We start from the raw sequence: 16,099 nt of genomic DNA, 5'->3' as shown, positions 1-16,099 counted from the left end.
GCTCAGCGCGGCGCGAGATCGGCGCGATTGAGCGAATCCAGCGTCGAGGCATTTGCGCAATAGCCGTGGTAATTCTCCGCAGCGGTGCCGTCGGCGAGATCGCGGTCGCACTGGCCCTTGTGCTCGCAGAGCGAACAGACCCGCTCCATGTCGCGGAGCAGCAGCGGCTGCGCGCGGCCAAGCCCTTCGGCATTGATGCCGAGTTGCTCGAGCATCTTCGGCAACTCGTCGGCGGCATGCTTGCCGTGACGGACCAGCTCCTCCAGATCGTCAGGCGCGATCCTGAGGTCATTCGCGATCCGATCGAAATCGGCGCGATCGAGCTGCCGCATCTCGTTCACCTCGCGGCGATGCTTCAGCCAGCCGGCAAAGGAGTCGATGAGGTCCTGAACGATGGGATAGGGCTTGCTTGCGGTGCTCATGGAAAGCTCCATTCGGACGGCGGAACTGGAGTCAATTAAGCACAATGCTGCAGGAGCGCGTTGCGCTGGATCAAAGTGGGAAGGGGTACAAAAACCCTGTTCTCTGCCCCCGATGCGGCAAGATGACCGCGTGTAAGGCGCAGATCCTTCGTCATGGCCGGGCTCGACCCGGCCATCCACGTCTCAATGTGCAGTACGAAGGACGTGATACCCGGGACAAGCCGGCATGACGGCCTCTTTCGCTGGCACGCGATCACTCGGGCAGAGCTACCCAAACCGCTCCGTCGCCCACGCATACAGGCTGCCCGGAATTGGCTTTTCGCCGCCGCGGCCCTTGGGCGAGATGTGCAGGCCGATGATGGCGGGATCGGTCACGAGGCCGAGATAGCTCGAAGGATCGAAGAACAGTTTCGGCTCGGCATGCACGGCGTAGAACGACTGCTTCGGCAGCGCGTTCTGCAATTCACCGGTGCGGCGCGCGAGCGCGGTGAGCGCCGCGGGGCCGTAGATCGCAACGCGGATGTCGGAGAGCCGGTTCGAGCCGCCGCGCAGGCGGCGCATCATGAAGGTGACGCGGTGGCGCACCGACAACCAGTTCGGCGTCAGCTCCTCCTGCTCCATCAGCTCCTCGAACGCGCGCACGATGCCGTGCTCCGCCGGCAGGTAGATCACGGAATTGCCGAGCTGGCGTGGCCGCTCCCACGCGAAATAGGGTTTTGCCGAATCGATCTCGATCGGCCTCAGCAGCAGCACGTCGGCATCGAGCCACAAGCCCAGTCCTTTCGCCATCAGCCTCATGCGGAAGAAGTCGCTGAACTGCAGAATGGTCCAGTCGCGCCAGCTACCGTCCGGCTCCGGCGGGCGCAACCGTTCGGAGAACGCATGGGGCAGGATCGCCTCGGCATCGGCATTCTCGACGCCGGCAGGCAGGCCGGGAATGGTGTCGAAGCTGTAGACCGTGACCTTGTGCCCGGCAGCCAATTGCGAACGCAGGCAGGTCTGGCGCAGCGCGTCCATCGGGCCATGCCAGAAGGTGACGATCTCGGGCAGCATGCGCGGAGCTATACGGTACAACCGGAGCAAAGAAATAGCCCCGGCGCTTGCAGCACCGGGGCTTGAACGGGAAACGGATATCAGGCCCAGGCGCGTTCGCGCTTGAGCTTCTCCTCATAAGTGTCGATCGAGGCCTTCTTCTCCATGGTGAGACCGATGTCGTCGAGGCCGTTGATCAGGCAGTGCTTGCGGAACGGATCGATCTCGAACTTCACCTTGCCGCCGTCCGGGCCGCGGATCTCCTGGTTCGGCAGGTCGATCGTCAGCGTCGCGTTGGCGCCGCGCTCGGCGTCGTCAAACAGCTTGTCGAGGTCTTCCTGGGCAACGCGGATCGGCAGAATGCCGTTCTTGAAGCAGTTGTTGTAGAAGATGTCGCCGAACGAGGTCGAAATCACACAGCGGATGCCGAAATCGAGCAGCGCCCAGGGCGCGTGCTCGCGGCTCGAGCCGCAGCCGAAATTGTCGCCGGCGACCAGAATCTTGGCGTTGCGATAGGCGGGCTGGTTGAGCACGAAGTCCGGATTCTCGCTGCCGTCGTCCTTGTAGCGCTGCTCGGAGAAGAGACCCTTGCCCAGGCCGGTGCGCTTGATGGTCTTGAGGTACTGCTTCGGGATGATCATGTCGGTGTCGACATTGATGATCTTCAGCGGCGCCGCGACGCCTTCCAGCGTGGTGAACTTGTCCATGGTTGCGCTTTCCGCACGTGGTTCAGGGAACCGGTATTTATCGCGATCGGGTCGGAAATCCTAGGCCGAATTGGGCAGGGCTAGTCTGCTTGGCGGGTTGAGGCGAGCCCGGTGCGGCATCGGGCTTCACCTCTCCCCACGGGGAGAGGTGAACCGAGACCGTCCTACTCCGCGTTGGCCTCGATCGCCTCCATGTCGTCGTCAGACAGGCCGAAATGGTGGCCGATCTCGTGAATCAGGACATGGCGGACGATGTGGCCGAGGCTTTCGTCGTGCTCGGCCCAATAGTCCAGGATCGGCCGCCGGTAGAGCCAGACCATGTTGGGCAGCCGCGCCACGTCGCCAAGACTCTGCTGGGGCAGGCCGACACCCTGGAACAGGCCGAGCAGGTCGAACTCGCTCTCGCATTCCATCTCGTTCAGGACCTCCTCGGTCGGGAAGTCGTCGACGCGGATGATGACCCCCTCGCAGAGCTTGCGGAACTCCGTCGGCAGGCGCTCGAACACATCGTGAGCCATCGCTTCCATCTCGGCGAGCGAGGGTGCTTTCAATTCCGTCCACATGCACACCTCTTAGCGCGGGTTCCGCCGCGATGCATCCGGCTATATAAGCGCGGCGAGGTTGACGGGCGCCATCAAAACGGGGAGCGTGGGGGCCGTCGACGGGACGTTTCAGGTGGGCGGAAAAATGCGAGCGAAAACGGCGGTGATTCTACTGTGCATGGGGTTGTTTTCGCAGCTTTGCGTTGGCGCCGAGGCGCAGACCGCCAGTTCCGGGATCCAGGTGGCCCAGGTGGTCTCGCCTAACGAAGTTCCCCCGCCACGCAAGCGGTCCCCGGCGCGACTGCGCGTGACGCCCTATTACAGCCCCGACGGCGTCTATCCCCGCTACAATCCCGGCCCCGACGCGGTCCGCGTCTGCAACGCCACCTATGTGCAGGAGTACCGGCCGAGCGGCACGGTGATCGTGCCGCGCGTCAGCTGCCACTGGCGCCGCGGCTGACGTCGTTCAATGCCCACGCCATCGAGCGTGCGTGGTGGCCTTGCGGAGCCCGCCGTGACGAGATGGATCGCACTAGCTGTCGCCGTGGCACTTGCCGCCGGTTTGCCCCACGCTTCCGCGGCGCAAAGGCGGGTCATTCCGGAAGCTTCGGCGGGGATCGCGGTTTTCGATGCACGGCGACACACGCGAACCCATGACCTCGCGCGGCCTGTCCTCCGCCGTGACCCACGCTATTATGCGCGGCCGGTCTACTATCGTCCCTATCCTTATGGCGTGCCGGCACCCTTCGTGTTCGGCTATGGGCCGTTCTGGTGAGGCGTCGCGCTATCCTGCGGGTGCAAATCCCTTGACCAGCAGCACGGTCGCCTCTGCGCCGGCCTTGCGATCACGCGAAATCTCTTCGTATTCGGGCGAGGTCGAGAAGGCGAGGAACGCGGCCTCGTCGGGAAACGACATCATGACGAGCTTGTCGTGCGGCCATACGCCCTCGAGCACGCGCGGACGTTCATCGGCGGCGAGCAGCCGTCCGTTGTACTTCCTGAACACCTCGAAGAACCGCGCCTGATAGCGGTCATAGGCCGCGCGGTCCGTCATCTTCAATTGCGCAATGGCGTAGACACTCATCTGCAAAATCCCTCGTCGCGGCACTGCGTCGCATCGCGGAGCGCAGTGCCGTTCATTCATGGCGCGTTCACGTCGCTGTCCGCAATTTAATCTTGGGAGCGACCGTCATTGAAACAGCAATGCTGCGGCCGAAAGGCATCGCAGCCCTGCTGTCCGGACTCAGGGAGAATTCCATGCTGAGGATATTTGGCCGTCGGGCCGGGCCGATGCGCCTGCTCGGGCTCGCCGCCGCTGCGACACTGATGCTGTCGGCCGGTACCGCGCGTCGCGCTGAAGCGCTGACCTTGATCAATCCGGCGACGTCGCCCGCCGCCAAGGCCGCGACGGACGATCTCGTCACGCAGGTTCGCCAAGGACCCGGCGGACATCGCTTTCACGGCGGAGGATTCCATGGAGGAGGCTTCCATCGCGGCGGAGGACATGTCGGCGGCTTCCATGGCCGCGGATTCCGCGGCGGCCATATCGGCGGCTTCCGCGCCGCACCCGCGTTTCATCACAGGCACGTCGGCTATCGACATCACGGCTTCCGCTACGGCGGATATGGCGGCTATCACCGTCACTGGGGCCATCATCGCCCGCACTTCCGCCATCGTCACGTCTACCGGCCCTATTATGTCGGCGGCTACTATCCGTCCTACCACTATCCCCGCCGCTGCCGAATCATCTGGACTTATTACGGCCCGCGCCGCGTCTGCCACTGGCCGCGCTGGCGCTATCCGTACCGGTACTATTGGTGATGTGAGCTGTTCGAGCAGCGTCATGGCCGGGCTTGTCCCGGCCATCCACGTTTCCTGGAGCGGCACAACGAGGTCGTGGATGTCCGGGGACGAGCCGGGCATGACGGAGGCTGCGGCTAAAGCCAGTCCCTCAGCTTCCACGACGACGCCTTCCAGCGCATCAAGTTCTCGAGCTTCCATTGCCGGAACAACGCCGGCGGCCAGCGGCTGAGCCTTGAGGTCTCCTCCACCTCCGGCTTGGCGACGATGCGTAGCGGCGTTGCGCGCCGGCGGTGCTGGCGCGTGGCCTCGCTGATCAGATCGACATATTCCGGCTTGGTGGCCATGGGCGCGTCCTCGCGAAATCATCGCGAGGACGAGAGTGTCAGGGGACAGTTTAACGGCGGTTTGCCGCGATCGCTACAATTGCAGGAACTGGCTTACCGCCACTCCCTGACATCGACGAAGTGACCGGCAATCGCCGCCGCCGCGGCCATCGCCGGCGACACCAGATGCGTGCGGCCCTTGAAGCCCTGACGGCCCTCGAAGTTGCGATTCGAGGTCGAGGCGCAACGCTCTTCCGGCTTCAGCTTGTCCGGGTTCATGGCAAGGCACATCGAGCAGCCCGGCTCGCGCCATTCGAAGCCGGCCTTGATGAAGATCTTGTCGAGACCTTCGGCTTCCGCCTGCTCCTTCACGATGCCGGAGCCCGGCACGACCATGGCGCTGACGTTGCCGGAGACGGTCTTGCCTTCGGCAATCTTGGCTGCCGCGCGCAAATCTTCGATGCGGCCGTTGGTGCAGGAGCCGATGAAGACGCGGTCGAGCTTGATGTCGGTGATCTTCGTCCCCGCCGTCAGGCCCATATATTTCAGTGCGCGATGCTTGGAGATACGCTTGGCCTCGTCCGCGATCTTGTCGGGATCGGGCACGATGCCGGTCACGGAGATGACGTCTTCAGGGCTCGTGCCCCAGGTCACGATCGGCGGCAGCTTTGCCGCATCGAGGCGCAGCTCGTGGTCGAAATGCGCGCCCTCGTCGGAGCGCAGTGTCTCCCAATAACGCATCGCCGCATCCCAGGCCGCGCCCTTCGGGGCCTTCGGCCGGTCGCGCAGGAAATCGTAGGCCTTCTGGTCGGGCGCAACCAGGCCGGCGCGCGCGCCGCCTTCGATCGACATGTTGCAGACCGTCATGCGGCCTTCCATCGAAAGCGCGCGGATCGCCTCGCCGGCATATTCCAGCACGTAGCCGGTGCCGCCCGCGGTACCGATCTCGCCGATGATGGCGAGGATGATGTCCTTGCCGGTCACGCCGTCCGGCAATTTGCCGTCGACGGTGACGCGCATGTTCTTGGCCTTCTTCTGGATCAGCGTCTGCGTCGCCAGCACGTGCTCGACCTCGCTCGTGCCGATGCCGTGGGCGAGCGCGCCGAACGCGCCATGCGTCGAGGTGTGGCTGTCACCGCAGACGATGGTGGTGCCCGGCAGCGTAAAACCCTGCTCCGGGCCGATGACGTGGACGATGCCCTGGCGCTTGTCGAACTCGTTGTAATATTCGATGCCGAATTCCTTGGCGTTCTCAGCCAGCGCCTTGATCTGCTCGATGCTCTCGGGATCGGGATTCGGCTTGGTGCGGTCGGTGGTCGGCACGTTGTGGTCGACGACGGCGAGCGTCTTCTCGGGCGCATGCACCTTGCGGCCCGTGGCGCGCAGGCCTTCGAACGCCTGCGGCGAGGTCACTTCGTGCACCAGGTGGCGGTCGATATAGAGCAGGCAGGTGCCGTCCTCGGCTTCGTGCACCAGATGGTCGTTCCAGATCTTGTCGTACAGGGTGGTCGGCTTGGACATGAGCTTGAGCTCCGAAGAATGTGTGAAGCGGATGTGCGCAAATCGCGCGGGGCAAAAAACCGTCAGCGCAGCCTCTCAGGCTGCGCGAATAAGCTCTGACGTTGCCGAGGTCGCGAAGCGTCCGAAGAACCGCCCAGGCAGCCGCGAGCGATCGTCGATGACGATGCGCTTGACGGGTGCGAGGCTGGTCGGATCTGGAAACATTCTAGAGGCTATATAGCACGCAGCGGTCAAAGCGCGAGAGCTTCAACGCGTCATTGCGAGCGCAGCGAAGCAATCCAGAAATGCACCCGCGGAGACCGTCTGGATTGCTTCGTCGCATCAGTGCAAAATTGCTACGCAATTTTGTCACGAGCTCCTCGCAATGACAGCCGGCGCAACAAAAAAGCGCGGAGCCAGGCCCCGCGCTTCTCGAAACTTGCCGGATGGCGAAGCTTACTCGTTGACGGCAGCCTTGGCGTGCTCGGTCTTCTCGACGATGCGGGCGGACTTGCCGCGGAGATTGCGGAGGTAATAGAGCTTGGCGCGACGCACCTTGCCGCGGCGCACCACCTTGATCGAGTCGATCATCGGCGACATCACCGGGAACACGCGCTCGACGCCTTCGCCGTAGGAGATCTTGCGGACGGTGAAGCTCTCGTTGAGACCGCCGCCGGAACGGCCGATGCAGACGCCTTCATAGGCCTGCACGCGGGTGCGGTCGCCTTCAACCACCTTCACGTTGACGATCACGGTGTCGCCGGGGCCGAATTCCGGAATGGTCTTGCCGGCGGACAGCTTGTCGAATTGCTCTTGCTCGAGCTGCTTGATCAGGTTCATGGGTAAATCTCCATCGGCGCGCCCAGCCTTCAGAACGGGGGCTGCGCGAAATTCGTCTATCCAGCCATTGCGGATGTGGCCGGTCCTATAAGGCAAGCCGGAGCGTTTGTCACCCGTCTGTCTTGCTTTTTGGCGTTTTTTGGCGACCGGCTCGATTCGGGGGCTTGCTTGGGATTTGAGCCCACAAATCCGGCCGCCGGGCCGCCGTCAGGGCCTCGGATTGCGCCCGCCGCCAGGCCGCGACCTTGGCGTGGTCGCCGGAGGTCAGGATCTCCGGGATCGGGACCCCCTCGAACAGCTGCGGCCGGGTATATTGTGGGTATTCGAGCAGGCCATCGGAGAAGCTCTCCTCAGTTCCCGAGGCTTCCTTGCCCATCACCCCCGGCAGCAGCCGGACGCAGGCGTCGATCAGGGCCAAAGCGGCGATTTCGCCCCCCGAGAGCACGTAATCGCCGATCGAGACCTCCTGCAGGCCCCGCCCGTCGATCACCCGCTGGTCGACCCCCTCGAACCGCCCGCAGACGATCAGGGGGCCGGGGCCGCGGGCAAGTTCCGCAACCCGGGCCTGGGTCAATGGCCGACCGCGCGGGCTCATCAGCAGGCGGGGGCGGTCCGGACCGATCTCGGCGGCATCGATGGCCGCGGCCAGCACATCCGCCCGCAGCACCATGCCCGGCCCGCCGCCGGCCGGGGTGTCGTCGACGCTGCGGTGGCGGTCGGTGGCGGAAGCACGGATGTCGCGCGCCTCGATCTCCCATATGCCGGCCGCAAGCGCCCGGCCGGCCAAGCTCACGCCGAGCGGCCCCGGAAACATCTCCGGAAACAGCGCCAGCACGGTCGCTCGCCAGGGTGAGGGATTTGCCATTGCAGCCAGCTTAGCCAAAACCACGACCTGTCGTTATGGGCCCCCCTCTTCGCGAGGGGGACTTGGCGAGGCATCTTCGTCCTCACCCTCGATCTCCTGCGGGAGCGCGATCACGACGCGGCCGCCGGAGAGATCGACCTCCGGCACCACGGCATTCGAGAACGGCAGCAGCAGCGTCGGGCCCTTGGGCGGGGCGATTTCGATGATGTCGCCGGCGCCGAAATTCTGGATCGCTACGACACGACCGAGCGCATCACCATCAGTGGTGACGGCGGCGAGCCCGATCAGGTCGGTGTGGTAATATTCGTCCTCGTCGGTCGCGGGCAGCTTTTCGCGCGGGACGTAGAGCTCGATGCCGTTGAGGCGCTCGGCCTCATCGCGGGTCGTGACGCCCTTGAACGTGGCGACCAGATGATCTTTCGCCTCGCGCGCCGTTGCGACCTCGAACTGGCGCCGGCCGTCCTTGGACAGCAGCGGGCCATAGCGCTTCACGGCAAACGGATCTTCGGTGAAGGTCCACAACTTGACCGCACCGCGCACCCCATGCGCGGCGCCGATCCGCGCGACGCAGACCAGCGCCGACATGTCGTGGCCTTAGCTCTTCGCGGCGGCTTCGGCCTGCGCCTTGCGCTCCTTGCGCGGCACGGCCTTCTCCGGATTGTTGCGCGCTTCGCGCTTCTTGACGCCGGCAGCATCGAGGAAGCGCGCAACGCGGTCGGACGGCTGCGCGCCCTTGGCGAGCCAGGCCTTCACCTTGTCCATGTCGAGCTTGAGGCGGGTCTCGTTGTCCTTCGGCAGCAGCGGGTTGAAATGGCCGAGACGCTCAATGAATCGGCCGTCGCGCGGAAAGCGCGAGTCGGCGACGACGACGTGATAGACGGGACGCTTCTTGGTGCCTGCGCGGGCGAGGCGGATAACGACGGACATTTGGTTCTCCTTCAAAGTACAGTTTGTTCGGTTGATTGGTATTCCGCGTCGCGTGAGACCGATGCGATCCCGTGCGACGAATTCCTCATTTCTTCTTGCCCGGGAAACCGCCGAGGCCCGGCAGCGTCGGCTTGCCGCTCAGCCCGGTCAGTCCAGGAAGGTTGGGCAGACCCTGGCGAAGACCAGCCGGCAGATCCTTCGGCAGGTTCGGCAGGCCCTGTCCGCCGCCGCTCTGCATCTTCTCCTGAAGCGCTTTCATCTCTTCCGGAGAGGGAGGCTTCATGCCGCCGCCAAAGCCCATCGCCTGGGCGATGCCGGCGAGCGGGCCGCGCTTGCCCGAGCCCATGGCCTTCATCACGTCGGCCATGTTCCGGTGCATCTTGAGCAGCTTGTTGACGTGCTCGACACTCTGGCCGCTGCCTGCAGCGATGCGCTTCTTGCGGCTCGCTTTCAAGAGATCCGGATGACGGCGCTCCTCGCGCGTCATGGAATCGATGATTGCGACCTGGCGCTTCAGGATCTTGTCGTCGATGCCGGCTGCCGCGATCTGGTTCTTCATCTTGGAGATGCCGGGCATCATGCCCATCAGCCCGCTGATGCCGCCCATGTTCGCCATCTGCAGCAGCTGCTCGCGCATGTCGTTGAGGTCGAACTGACCCTTGCGCATGCGCTCGGCAGTGCGCGCGGCCTTTTCGGCGTCGATGTTGGCGGCGGCGCGCTCGACCAGCGACACCACGTCGCCCATGCCGAGGATGCGCCCGGCGATACGATCGGGATGGAAATCTTCCAGCGCGTCGGTCTTTTCGCCGGTGCCGAGCAGCTTGATCGGCTTGCCGGTGACCGCGCGCATCGACAGGGCAGCGCCGCCGCGGCCGTCGCCGTCGACGCGGGTCAGCACGATGCCGGTGAGGCCGACGCGCTGATCGAACGAACGCGCGAGGTTCACGGCGTCCTGGCCGGTGAGGCTGTCGGCGACCAGCAGCACTTCGTGCGGATTCGCCGCAGCTTTGATCGCGGCTGCCTCCGCCATCATCTCTTCGTCGAGCGTGGTGCGGCCGGCGGTGTCGAGCAGCACGACGTCGTAGCCGCCGAGCTTGCCGGCTTCCAGTGCGCGCTTGGCGATCTGCGGCGGTTGCTGTCCCGCCACGATCGGCAGGGTCGGAATGTCGAGGTCGCGGCCGAGCACGGCCAGCTGTTCCATCGCGGCCGGGCGGTAGACGTCGAGCGAGGCCATCAGAACCTTGCGCTTGTCGCGCTGGACCAGGCGGCGGGCGAGCTTTGCGGTGGTGGTGGTCTTGCCGGAGCCCTGCAGGCCGACCATCATGATCGGCACCGGCGGCACGGAATTGACGTCGATGGTCTGGCCTTCGGCGCCGAGCGTGTTGACCAGCTCGTCATGGACGATCTTGACCACCATCTGGCCCGGCGTGACCGACTTGACCACGGTGGCGCCGATCGCCTGCTCGCGGACCCGCTCGGTGAAGCTGCGCACGACTTCGAGCGCAACGTCGGCCTCGAGCAGCGCGCGGCGCACCTCGCGCATCGCGGCGTCGACGTCCTTTTCGGTCAGCGCACCGCGCCCCGTCAGACGATCGAGAATGCCACCAAGCCGTTCCGACAGATTGTCGAACAATGCCGTTGTCCTTTGTCCTGCTCGCTAAAGAAGCGATCTTCCAAACACCTTTGCGCCCGAGGGCGCACAGCGCTGTCGGGCGTTGACCTCCGGCCTCCAGGGCCAGTCGGCGGGTCGAAAAGAAAGCCTTTCCGAGAAAGTGTCGGGGTTAAACGCCGCTCACGTCCAAAAGTCAAGGAAAGTTAGGGGGGCGGGGCGCCGGTGCCAAGGCAAGATGCTGAAAATGTGAGGCTTTGGCGATGGGTTCCTTTTCTGCCGGGCCGGCCCATATAGCCGGTGATGTCTTACCGTCCGGGCTGCCCCAGGACGCCTGCTTTGCCGCCCACCCGCCCTCCGGCTTTTGGACTGCTCCCTCTGGATGTCCCGCATGAAAACCTATGACGGCCCCGCCTCCGATCATTTCAATGGTCGGCACTTCTTCGACCCCGACGGCGCGCCGCCGAAATCGCTTCGTGAGGTGCTGCGCTGGCAGTTCGGCGGAAAGAGGCAGCGCGCGAAGTGGCCCGCATGGGCGCCGAGCCCCCATGCGGACACGCCGCCGGCGCGCGTCGAGGGGGACAAGGTGCGTCTCTCCTTCGTGGGCCACGCCAGCTGGCTGATCCAGGCCGGCGGTCTCAACATCCTCGTCGATCCTGTCTGGTCGATGCGGGTTTCGCCGGTCAGCTTCGCCGGACCGAGGCGGCACAACGATCCCGGCATCGCCTTCGAGAAGCTGCCGCAAATCCATGTCGTGCTGGTCTCTCACGGACATTACGATCATCTGGATATCGCGACGCTGTCGCGGCTGGCCAAGAATTTTGCCCCGCGCGTGGTCACCCCGCTCGGCAACGACGTCACGATGCGCGGCGCCGATCCCACCATCCAGGTCGAAGCCTTCGACTGGCACGACCGCATCGAGCTCGGCGGCGGCATCGCCGTGCATCTGGTGCCGACGCGGCACTGGACCGCGCGCGGCCTGTTCGACCGCAACAAGGCGCTGTGGGCGAGCTTCGTCCTGGAGACGCCGGCCGGAAAAATCTACGTCGTCTGCGATTCCGGCTATGGCGACGGCAGGCATTTCCGTCGCGTCGCCGAGCGGCACGGGAAGCTGCGTCTGGCGATCCTCCCGATCGGGGCCTACGAGCCGCGCTGGTTCATGCGCGACCAGCACATGAATCCGGAAGACGCCGTGAAGGCGTTGCTCGATTGCGGCGCTGAAGCCGCGCTCGGGCATCATCACGGCACGTTCCAGCTGACGGACGAGGCGATCGACGCGCCGGCCAAGGCGCTGCTCGAGGCGCTGGATGCGGCAGAGATTCCGCAGCAGCGGTTCGTCGCGATGAAGCCTGGGCAGGTGGTGGAGATCTAGCTCCGCTCTTGCCACCATACAGCTCGTCGTTCCCGGTCGCGACGAAGTCCCGAGTCCGGGACCAATAGCCGGAGGGAGATGTTTGGCGAAGACGCGGAATTGCCAGCGTTGCGCCACACCGCCCCCTGTGGCTATGGGCCCCGCCGTCGCGGGGGCGACACCGATGGTGTTGCGGCACCGTGCCCCCTACGGCCTACGGTTCCTTCGGCTTGATCGCCCAGCTCACATTGACAGTCACCGACAGCGTCTCCTCGCCGGGTGCGACTGCGGCCTGCGGTGCTGCGGCCATCCGTTCGGCCATCCGCGTCTTGAACAGCGGCACCGGGGCGCCGCCTTCCGAGACGCTGAGCGGCGCGCCCAGCGTGACGCCGGTAGCCCTGGCGTAGATATCGGCCTTGCGGCGAGCGTCCGCAACTGCCTGCTCGCGCGCGTCGTCGAGCAGCTTCGAGGCCTGTGTTACCTCGAACGAGATGTTGCCGATGTCGTTGGCGCCGGCGCCGACCAGCGTATCGATGATGGCTGCGACCTTGGCCACATCGCGAATCTTCACGGTGACGCGGTTGCTCGCGCGGAAGCCAACCACGGGCGAGGCGCCGGTGGCTTTGTTCTGGCCGTACTGCGGCTGAAGCGACAGCCGCGAGGTCTGGTAGTCCTTCTCGGCGATGCCGGCCCCCTTCAGCGCCAGCAGCACCTTGCCCATCGCGGCGTTGTTGGCATCGGAGGCTTCCTTCGCCGTCTTGGCGTCGTTGGCGACGCCGGCATCGATTTGCGCGAGATCGGGGGCCGCGGAAATCATGGCCTCGCCGCTCACCGTAATGGCGGATGGAAAATCGTCGGCGCGTGCGGGCGCCGTCAGAAGGACAGTGGCGAAGACGGTGGCAAGCAGGGCAGGCTTTTTCATCAGTCTCACTTCAGCGGTACGAAAACATTGATCACGAGCTTGTCCTCGGCCGTCTTCAGGGGATCGGTGAGGTACTCCTCGATGAACGTGTCCTTGGCTTCCAGCCTCTTGTCGTCGAGGTGATTGGTGATCGCCTCATAGGTGTTGTCCATGTTGTCGTAGGAGCCGCGATGGACGAATTTCAGCGCCTTGCCTTCGGGCGACTTGCCGATGCTCATGTCCTTGGGCAGATTCTTGGGATCCTGGTCGACCGGGATCTGGGCGAGGAAGGTGAAACCGGTGTCGTCGGTCGAGGTGTAGACGATCATCGAATTCCCTGCGGGCTTGATGCCCTGCTTGTCCAGCAGCGTGTTCAGCGCCTTGAAGGCGTCGATCAGCGTATCGAAGGCCGAGTCCCAATTGGCCGTGCCCTTGACCATCACGACCTTCCTGGATTCGAGCGTGGTTTCCAGCCCGAAGGGATCGGCGGTCTGCACCGGCGCAGGCGTGGCGGCCGCGGCAGGCGGTGGCGCCGTCGGGCTGGGCGAGGCGCTGGCGGCAGGTGATGGCGATCCCGCAGGAGCGGGGGAGGCGCTGGCCGCTGGCGAAGGTGTCGCAACGGGGGCGGGCGAGGCGCTTGCCGCCGGCGAGGGCGAGGCGGTCGGGGCCGGCGAGGGGCTGACCGACGCGGCGGGCGCCGGGCTCTGCGCCAGAGCATGGGACAGGCCAAGCGACAAGGCGGCTGCCGGGATCAGTGCGGCCAGAGCGAGACGACGAAACCTGAACATTTTATTCTCCCCAAGACCTTGGCTGCCAAGACCTTGCCCATCAAGACCCTGCCCACCAAGGTCAAAATCCATCCTGGCGCCCGCCCGTGCGTCCCGGTTCGCGCGAACTGCGCCGTTCTAACACGCGGGCGCCGAATTCGTCCCATGACAGATGCGTCATGGCAGGCGTCTCGGCAGCGCCGCAAATCACTGGCCAAGCCGCCGAGGATCGCCATATAAGGCAGGCGAAATTCGGGAATTTTCATGAGCGCGCTGGCCAACCACGCATTTGCCAAGATGAATGGCATCGGCAACGAGATCGTCGTTGTCGATATGCGCGATTCCGCTGGCGGGGTGACGCCGGAGGACGCCCGCGCGGTGGCATCTGCGCGAGGTGGCATCGCCTATGACCAGCTCATGGTGCTGCAGAAGCCACGGCTGGACGGCACCGAAGCCTTCATCCGCATCTACAACAACGACGGCTCGGAGGCCGGCGCCTGCGGCAACGGCATGCGTTGCGTGGTGCGCCGCATCTTCGAGAAGACCGGGCAGACCACCGCGACCTTCGAGACGGCCGCCGGCCTGCTCAATGCCTGGCAGGGTCCGGCGGCCGATCTCTACACCGTGGACATGGGCGTGCCGAAATTCGGCTGGCAGGATATTCCGCTGGCGGAAGAATTTCGCGACACGCGCTACATCGAACTGCAGATCGGGCCGATCGACAATCCGATCCTGCATTCGCCCTCCGTGGTGAACATGGGCAATCCGCATGCGATCTTCTGGGTCGAGGACGTCAACGCCTACGATCTCAGCCGCTTCGGCCCGCTCCTGGAAAACCATCCGATCTTCCCGGAGCGCGCCAACATCACGCTCGCTCATATCGTCGATCGCGAGCACATCACGATCCGCACCTGGGAGCGCGGTGCGGGCCTGACCAAGGCTTGCGGGTCGGCAGCTTGCGCTACGGCGGTCGCTGCGGCGCGGCTGAAGCGCGCAGAGCGCAAGGTCGAGATCACGCTGCCAGGCGGCAAGCTCGGCATCGAATGGCGCGAGCGCGACGACCACGTGTTGATGACGGGGACCGCGACCTTCGAATATGAGGGCAATTTCGATCCGGCGCTGTTTGCGCCGGTCGGATGATGGGCGTCGAGGTCGTCACCTTCGGCTGCCGCCTCAATGCGTTCGAGGCCGAGGTGATCCGCCGCAAGGCGGAAGGTGCAGGCCTTTCCGACACGATCGTCATCAACAGCTGCGCTGTCACCAACGAGGCTGTGGCGCAGGCGCGCCAGTCGATCCGCAGATTGAAGCGCGAGCGGCCAGGCGCGCGCATCGTCGTCACCGGTTGCGCGGCACAGACGCAAAGCCGGATGTTCGCCGACATGGCTGAGGTCGATCGCGTCGTCGGCAATGACGACAAGATGCGCGGCGAAGCCTGGCGCGAGGCCCGCGACGCCTTCGATCTCGACGCCAGCGAGAAGATCGCCGTCAGCGACATCATGTCGGTGAAGGAGATGGCGCCGCATCTCGTCGACGGTTATGCGAGCGGCCTGCCCCGCGTGTTCGTGCAGGTGCAAAACGGCTGTGACCATCGCTGCACCTTCTGCATCATTCCGTTCGGCCGCGGCAATTCGCGCTCGGTCCCGATGGGCGCCGTGGTGGAGCAGGTGCGGACGCTCGCCCAGCGCGGCCATGCCGAGATCGTGCTGACGGGCGTCGATCTCACCAGCTACGGTGCAGACCTTCCGGGAGCGCCGAAGCTCGGCATGCTGACGAAGCAGATCCTGCGGCACGTGCCGGAGCTGAAGCGCCTGCGCATCTCCTCGATCGATTCGATCGAGGCCGACAACGACCTGCTCGATGCCATCGCCGGCGATGCGCGGTTGATGCCGCATCTGCATCTGTCGCTGCAGTCGGGCGACGACATGATCCTGAAGCGCATGAAGCGGCGGCATTCGCGCAATGACGCCATCGCGTTCTGCGAGACGGTCCGCCGGCTGCGCCCGGACATCGCCCTCGGCGCCGACATCATCGCGGGCTTCCCGACCGAGACAGAGGAGATGTTCGCGCGCTCGCTAGCCCTCGTCGAAGAATGCGGCCTGACCTTCCTCCACGTTTTTCCCTATTCGCCGCGGCCCGGTACGCCGGCCGCGCGCATGCCGCAGGTTGCCGGCGGTGCGATCAAGGAACGAGCCAAACGGCTGCGTGCAGCGGGTGAAGCCGCACTGCGGCAGCGGCTGCGGGCCGAGGTCGGCGCAACGCGCGATGTGCTGATCGAGAGCGCCGGGCAGGGACGCACGGAGCATTATCTGCCGGTGGCCGTGGCTGGCGAGCGGGTCGGAAGCATCGTGCCGCTGAGAATTGCCAGCACTGACGGCGAGCGCCTCACCACATAGTCGGCTGGCCTCTTCCTTCTCCCCTTGTGGGAGCAGGTGGCGCGAAGCGCCGGATGAGGGGTCCCTCTCCAAGAATTCAAATGAGAGCCGGACTCACGGAGAGAGACCCTTCACCCG

At 65.1% G+C, this 16,099-nt stretch carries 20 protein-coding genes; 6 read left to right on the top strand and 14 right to left on the bottom strand.

The features are described 5' to 3' along the window. Positions 1 to 2: 2 nt before the first annotated feature. The 4 genes from ASG57_RS30000 to ASG57_RS29985 all read right to left on the bottom strand — a co-directional run bounded on the left by ASG57_RS30000 (position 3) and on the right by ASG57_RS29985 (position 2,724). The gene (locus ASG57_RS30000; protein ID WP_057198817.1) at positions 3 to 422 is read right to left on the bottom strand and encodes a DUF6455 family protein; all 420 of its coding nucleotides are present in this window, start codon (positions 420 to 422) and stop codon (positions 3 to 5) included. A gap of 267 nt (positions 423 to 689) precedes the next feature. Further along, positions 690 to 1,475, bottom strand: a complete 786-nt coding sequence (locus ASG57_RS29995) for a glycosyltransferase family 32 protein (protein WP_024338827.1) — start codon at positions 1,473 to 1,475, stop codon at positions 690 to 692. 80 nt (positions 1,476 to 1,555) lie between these two features. Then, positions 1,556 to 2,161 (bottom strand): 3-isopropylmalate dehydratase small subunit, encoded by a 606-nt coding sequence (leuD, locus tag ASG57_RS29990; protein ID WP_024338828.1) that lies wholly within the window; start codon positions 2,159 to 2,161, stop codon positions 1,556 to 1,558. Positions 2,162 to 2,325: 164 nt separating this feature from the next. After that, a complete protein-coding gene (locus ASG57_RS29985; protein WP_057198697.1) occupies positions 2,326 to 2,724 on the bottom strand; it encodes a metallopeptidase family protein in 399 nt (132 codons plus the stop codon). A gap of 157 nt (positions 2,725 to 2,881) precedes the next feature. Here ASG57_RS29985 and ASG57_RS29980 point away from each other — a divergent pair, with 157 nt between their 5' ends. Continuing rightward, the gene (locus ASG57_RS29980) at positions 2,882 to 3,163 is read left to right on the top strand and encodes a hypothetical protein (RefSeq protein WP_024338830.1); all 282 of its coding nucleotides are present in this window, start codon (positions 2,882 to 2,884) and stop codon (positions 3,161 to 3,163) included. Positions 3,164 to 3,217: 54 nt separating this feature from the next. Further along, positions 3,218 to 3,478 (top strand): hypothetical protein, encoded by a 261-nt coding sequence (locus ASG57_RS36350; RefSeq protein WP_035697995.1) that lies wholly within the window; start codon positions 3,218 to 3,220, stop codon positions 3,476 to 3,478. A gap of 9 nt (positions 3,479 to 3,487) precedes the next feature. Here ASG57_RS36350 and ASG57_RS29975 read toward each other — a convergent pair whose 3' ends face one another. Continuing rightward, a complete protein-coding gene (locus tag ASG57_RS29975; protein WP_024338831.1) occupies positions 3,488 to 3,787 on the bottom strand; it encodes a DUF1330 domain-containing protein in 300 nt (99 codons plus the stop codon). A 173-nt stretch (positions 3,788 to 3,960) separates the two neighbouring features. Here ASG57_RS29975 and ASG57_RS29970 point away from each other — a divergent pair, with 173 nt between their 5' ends. Continuing rightward, entirely contained in the window at positions 3,961 to 4,524 is a 564-nt protein-coding gene (locus ASG57_RS29970; RefSeq protein WP_057198816.1) for a hypothetical protein, read from the top strand. Between the two features lie 116 nt (positions 4,525 to 4,640). Here the strand turns inward: ASG57_RS29970 and ASG57_RS29965 are convergent, their stop codons facing one another. The 7 genes from ASG57_RS29965 to ffh form a co-directional block, all read right to left on the bottom strand. Next, positions 4,641 to 4,850: a hypothetical protein gene (locus ASG57_RS29965; protein WP_024338833.1), complete on the bottom strand. Its 210-nt coding sequence runs from the start codon at positions 4,848 to 4,850 to the stop codon at positions 4,641 to 4,643. A 93-nt stretch (positions 4,851 to 4,943) separates the two neighbouring features. Beyond that, positions 4,944 to 6,350 carry a 3-isopropylmalate dehydratase large subunit gene (leuC, locus tag ASG57_RS29960; RefSeq protein ID WP_057198695.1) on the bottom strand — a complete coding sequence of 469 codons (1,407 nt, stop codon included), beginning with the start codon at positions 6,348 to 6,350 and terminating at the stop codon, positions 4,944 to 4,946. 435 nt (positions 6,351 to 6,785) lie between these two features. Continuing rightward, a complete protein-coding gene (rplS, locus tag ASG57_RS29955; protein WP_024338835.1) occupies positions 6,786 to 7,169 on the bottom strand; it encodes a 50S ribosomal protein L19 in 384 nt (127 codons plus the stop codon). A 109-nt stretch (positions 7,170 to 7,278) separates the two neighbouring features. Further along, complete coding sequence (gene trmD / locus ASG57_RS29950) at positions 7,279 to 8,034, bottom strand: tRNA (guanosine(37)-N1)-methyltransferase TrmD (protein ID WP_057198693.1); 756 nt, start codon at positions 8,032 to 8,034, stop codon at positions 7,279 to 7,281. A 33-nt stretch (positions 8,035 to 8,067) separates the two neighbouring features. Next, on the bottom strand, positions 8,068 to 8,619 hold the full coding sequence (gene rimM / locus ASG57_RS29945) for a ribosome maturation factor RimM (RefSeq protein ID WP_057198692.1): 552 nt from the start codon (positions 8,617 to 8,619) through the stop codon (positions 8,068 to 8,070). Positions 8,620 to 8,628: 9 nt separating this feature from the next. Beyond that, positions 8,629 to 8,961 carry a 30S ribosomal protein S16 gene (gene rpsP, locus ASG57_RS29940; RefSeq protein ID WP_024338838.1) on the bottom strand — a complete coding sequence of 111 codons (333 nt, stop codon included), beginning with the start codon at positions 8,959 to 8,961 and terminating at the stop codon, positions 8,629 to 8,631. A gap of 85 nt (positions 8,962 to 9,046) precedes the next feature. Continuing rightward, positions 9,047 to 10,594 (bottom strand): signal recognition particle protein, encoded by a 1,548-nt coding sequence (gene ffh, locus ASG57_RS29935; RefSeq protein ID WP_057198690.1) that lies wholly within the window; start codon positions 10,592 to 10,594, stop codon positions 9,047 to 9,049. A 358-nt stretch (positions 10,595 to 10,952) separates the two neighbouring features. Here ffh and ASG57_RS29930 point away from each other — a divergent pair, with 358 nt between their 5' ends. Continuing rightward, positions 10,953 to 11,942, top strand: a complete 990-nt coding sequence (locus ASG57_RS29930; RefSeq protein WP_156402856.1) for an MBL fold metallo-hydrolase — start codon at positions 10,953 to 10,955, stop codon at positions 11,940 to 11,942. Between the two features lie 193 nt (positions 11,943 to 12,135). Here the strand turns inward: ASG57_RS29930 and ASG57_RS29925 are convergent, their stop codons facing one another. Both ASG57_RS29925 and ASG57_RS29920 read right to left on the bottom strand, forming a co-directional pair. Next, positions 12,136 to 12,843: an SIMPL domain-containing protein gene (locus ASG57_RS29925; protein WP_057198688.1), complete on the bottom strand. Its 708-nt coding sequence runs from the start codon at positions 12,841 to 12,843 to the stop codon at positions 12,136 to 12,138. Between the two features lie 5 nt (positions 12,844 to 12,848). After that, positions 12,849 to 13,610, bottom strand: coding sequence for a GyrI-like domain-containing protein (locus tag ASG57_RS29920; protein WP_024338842.1), 762 nt, complete (start codon positions 13,608 to 13,610; stop codon positions 12,849 to 12,851). 243 nt (positions 13,611 to 13,853) lie between these two features. On the opposite strand from ASG57_RS29920, the gene dapF reads away from it, so the two are divergent. Both dapF and mtaB read left to right on the top strand, forming a co-directional pair. After that, on the top strand, positions 13,854 to 14,729 hold the full coding sequence (gene dapF / locus ASG57_RS29915) for a diaminopimelate epimerase (protein WP_024338843.1): 876 nt from the start codon (positions 13,854 to 13,856) through the stop codon (positions 14,727 to 14,729). Next, positions 14,729 to 15,982 (top strand): tRNA (N(6)-L-threonylcarbamoyladenosine(37)-C(2))-methylthiotransferase MtaB, encoded by a 1,254-nt coding sequence (mtaB, locus tag ASG57_RS29910; RefSeq protein WP_057198686.1) that lies wholly within the window; start codon positions 14,729 to 14,731, stop codon positions 15,980 to 15,982. The genes dapF and mtaB overlap by 1 nt, the downstream gene beginning before the upstream one ends. The last annotated feature ends 117 nt before the right edge of the window (positions 15,983 to 16,099 follow it).

This window comes from Bradyrhizobium sp. Leaf396 (assembly GCF_001424605.1).
Taxonomy (GTDB): Bacteria; Pseudomonadota; Alphaproteobacteria; order Rhizobiales; family Xanthobacteraceae; genus Bradyrhizobium; species Bradyrhizobium japonicum_C.
Note: the sequence above shows the minus strand (reverse complement) of the source record. Positions and strands in the feature narration are given on the sequence as shown.

What these genes read in the sequence shown, in the direction of transcription:
- ASG57_RS30000 (WP_057198817.1), bottom strand. Translation starts at nt 422, where the DNA reads ATGAGCACCGCAAGCAAGCCCTATCCCATCGTTCAGGACCTCATCGAC.
- ASG57_RS29995 (WP_024338827.1), bottom strand. Translation starts at nt 1,475, where the DNA reads ATGCTGCCCGAGATCGTCACCTTCTGGCATGGCCCGATGGACGCGCTG.
- leuD (WP_024338828.1), bottom strand. Translation starts at nt 2,161, where the DNA reads ATGGACAAGTTCACCACGCTGGAAGGCGTCGCGGCGCCGCTGAAGATC.
- ASG57_RS29985 (WP_057198697.1), bottom strand. Translation starts at nt 2,724, where the DNA reads ATGTGGACGGAATTGAAAGCACCCTCGCTCGCCGAGATGGAAGCGATG.
- ASG57_RS29980 (WP_024338830.1), top strand. Translation starts at nt 2,882, where the DNA reads ATGGGGTTGTTTTCGCAGCTTTGCGTTGGCGCCGAGGCGCAGACCGCC.
- ASG57_RS29975 (WP_024338831.1), bottom strand. Translation starts at nt 3,787, where the DNA reads ATGAGTGTCTACGCCATTGCGCAATTGAAGATGACGGACCGCGCGGCC.
- ASG57_RS29970 (WP_057198816.1), top strand. Translation starts at nt 3,961, where the DNA reads ATGCTGAGGATATTTGGCCGTCGGGCCGGGCCGATGCGCCTGCTCGGG.
- ASG57_RS29965 (WP_024338833.1), bottom strand. Translation starts at nt 4,850, where the DNA reads ATGGCCACCAAGCCGGAATATGTCGATCTGATCAGCGAGGCCACGCGC.
- leuC (WP_057198695.1), bottom strand. Translation starts at nt 6,350, where the DNA reads ATGTCCAAGCCGACCACCCTGTACGACAAGATCTGGAACGACCATCTG.
- rplS (WP_024338835.1), bottom strand. Translation starts at nt 7,169, where the DNA reads ATGAACCTGATCAAGCAGCTCGAGCAAGAGCAATTCGACAAGCTGTCC.
- trmD (WP_057198693.1), bottom strand. Translation starts at nt 8,034, where the DNA reads ATGGCAAATCCCTCACCCTGGCGAGCGACCGTGCTGGCGCTGTTTCCG.
- rimM (WP_057198692.1), bottom strand. Translation starts at nt 8,619, where the DNA reads ATGTCGGCGCTGGTCTGCGTCGCGCGGATCGGCGCCGCGCATGGGGTG.
- rpsP (WP_024338838.1), bottom strand. Translation starts at nt 8,961, where the DNA reads ATGTCCGTCGTTATCCGCCTCGCCCGCGCAGGCACCAAGAAGCGTCCC.
- ASG57_RS29930 (WP_156402856.1), top strand. Translation starts at nt 10,953, where the DNA reads ATGTCCCGCATGAAAACCTATGACGGCCCCGCCTCCGATCATTTCAAT.
- ASG57_RS29925 (WP_057198688.1), bottom strand. Translation starts at nt 12,843, where the DNA reads ATGAAAAAGCCTGCCCTGCTTGCCACCGTCTTCGCCACTGTCCTTCTG.
- ASG57_RS29920 (WP_024338842.1), bottom strand. Translation starts at nt 13,610, where the DNA reads ATGTTCAGGTTTCGTCGTCTCGCTCTGGCCGCACTGATCCCGGCAGCC.
- dapF (WP_024338843.1), top strand. Translation starts at nt 13,854, where the DNA reads ATGAGCGCGCTGGCCAACCACGCATTTGCCAAGATGAATGGCATCGGC.
- mtaB (WP_057198686.1), top strand. Translation starts at nt 14,729, where the DNA reads ATGGGCGTCGAGGTCGTCACCTTCGGCTGCCGCCTCAATGCGTTCGAG.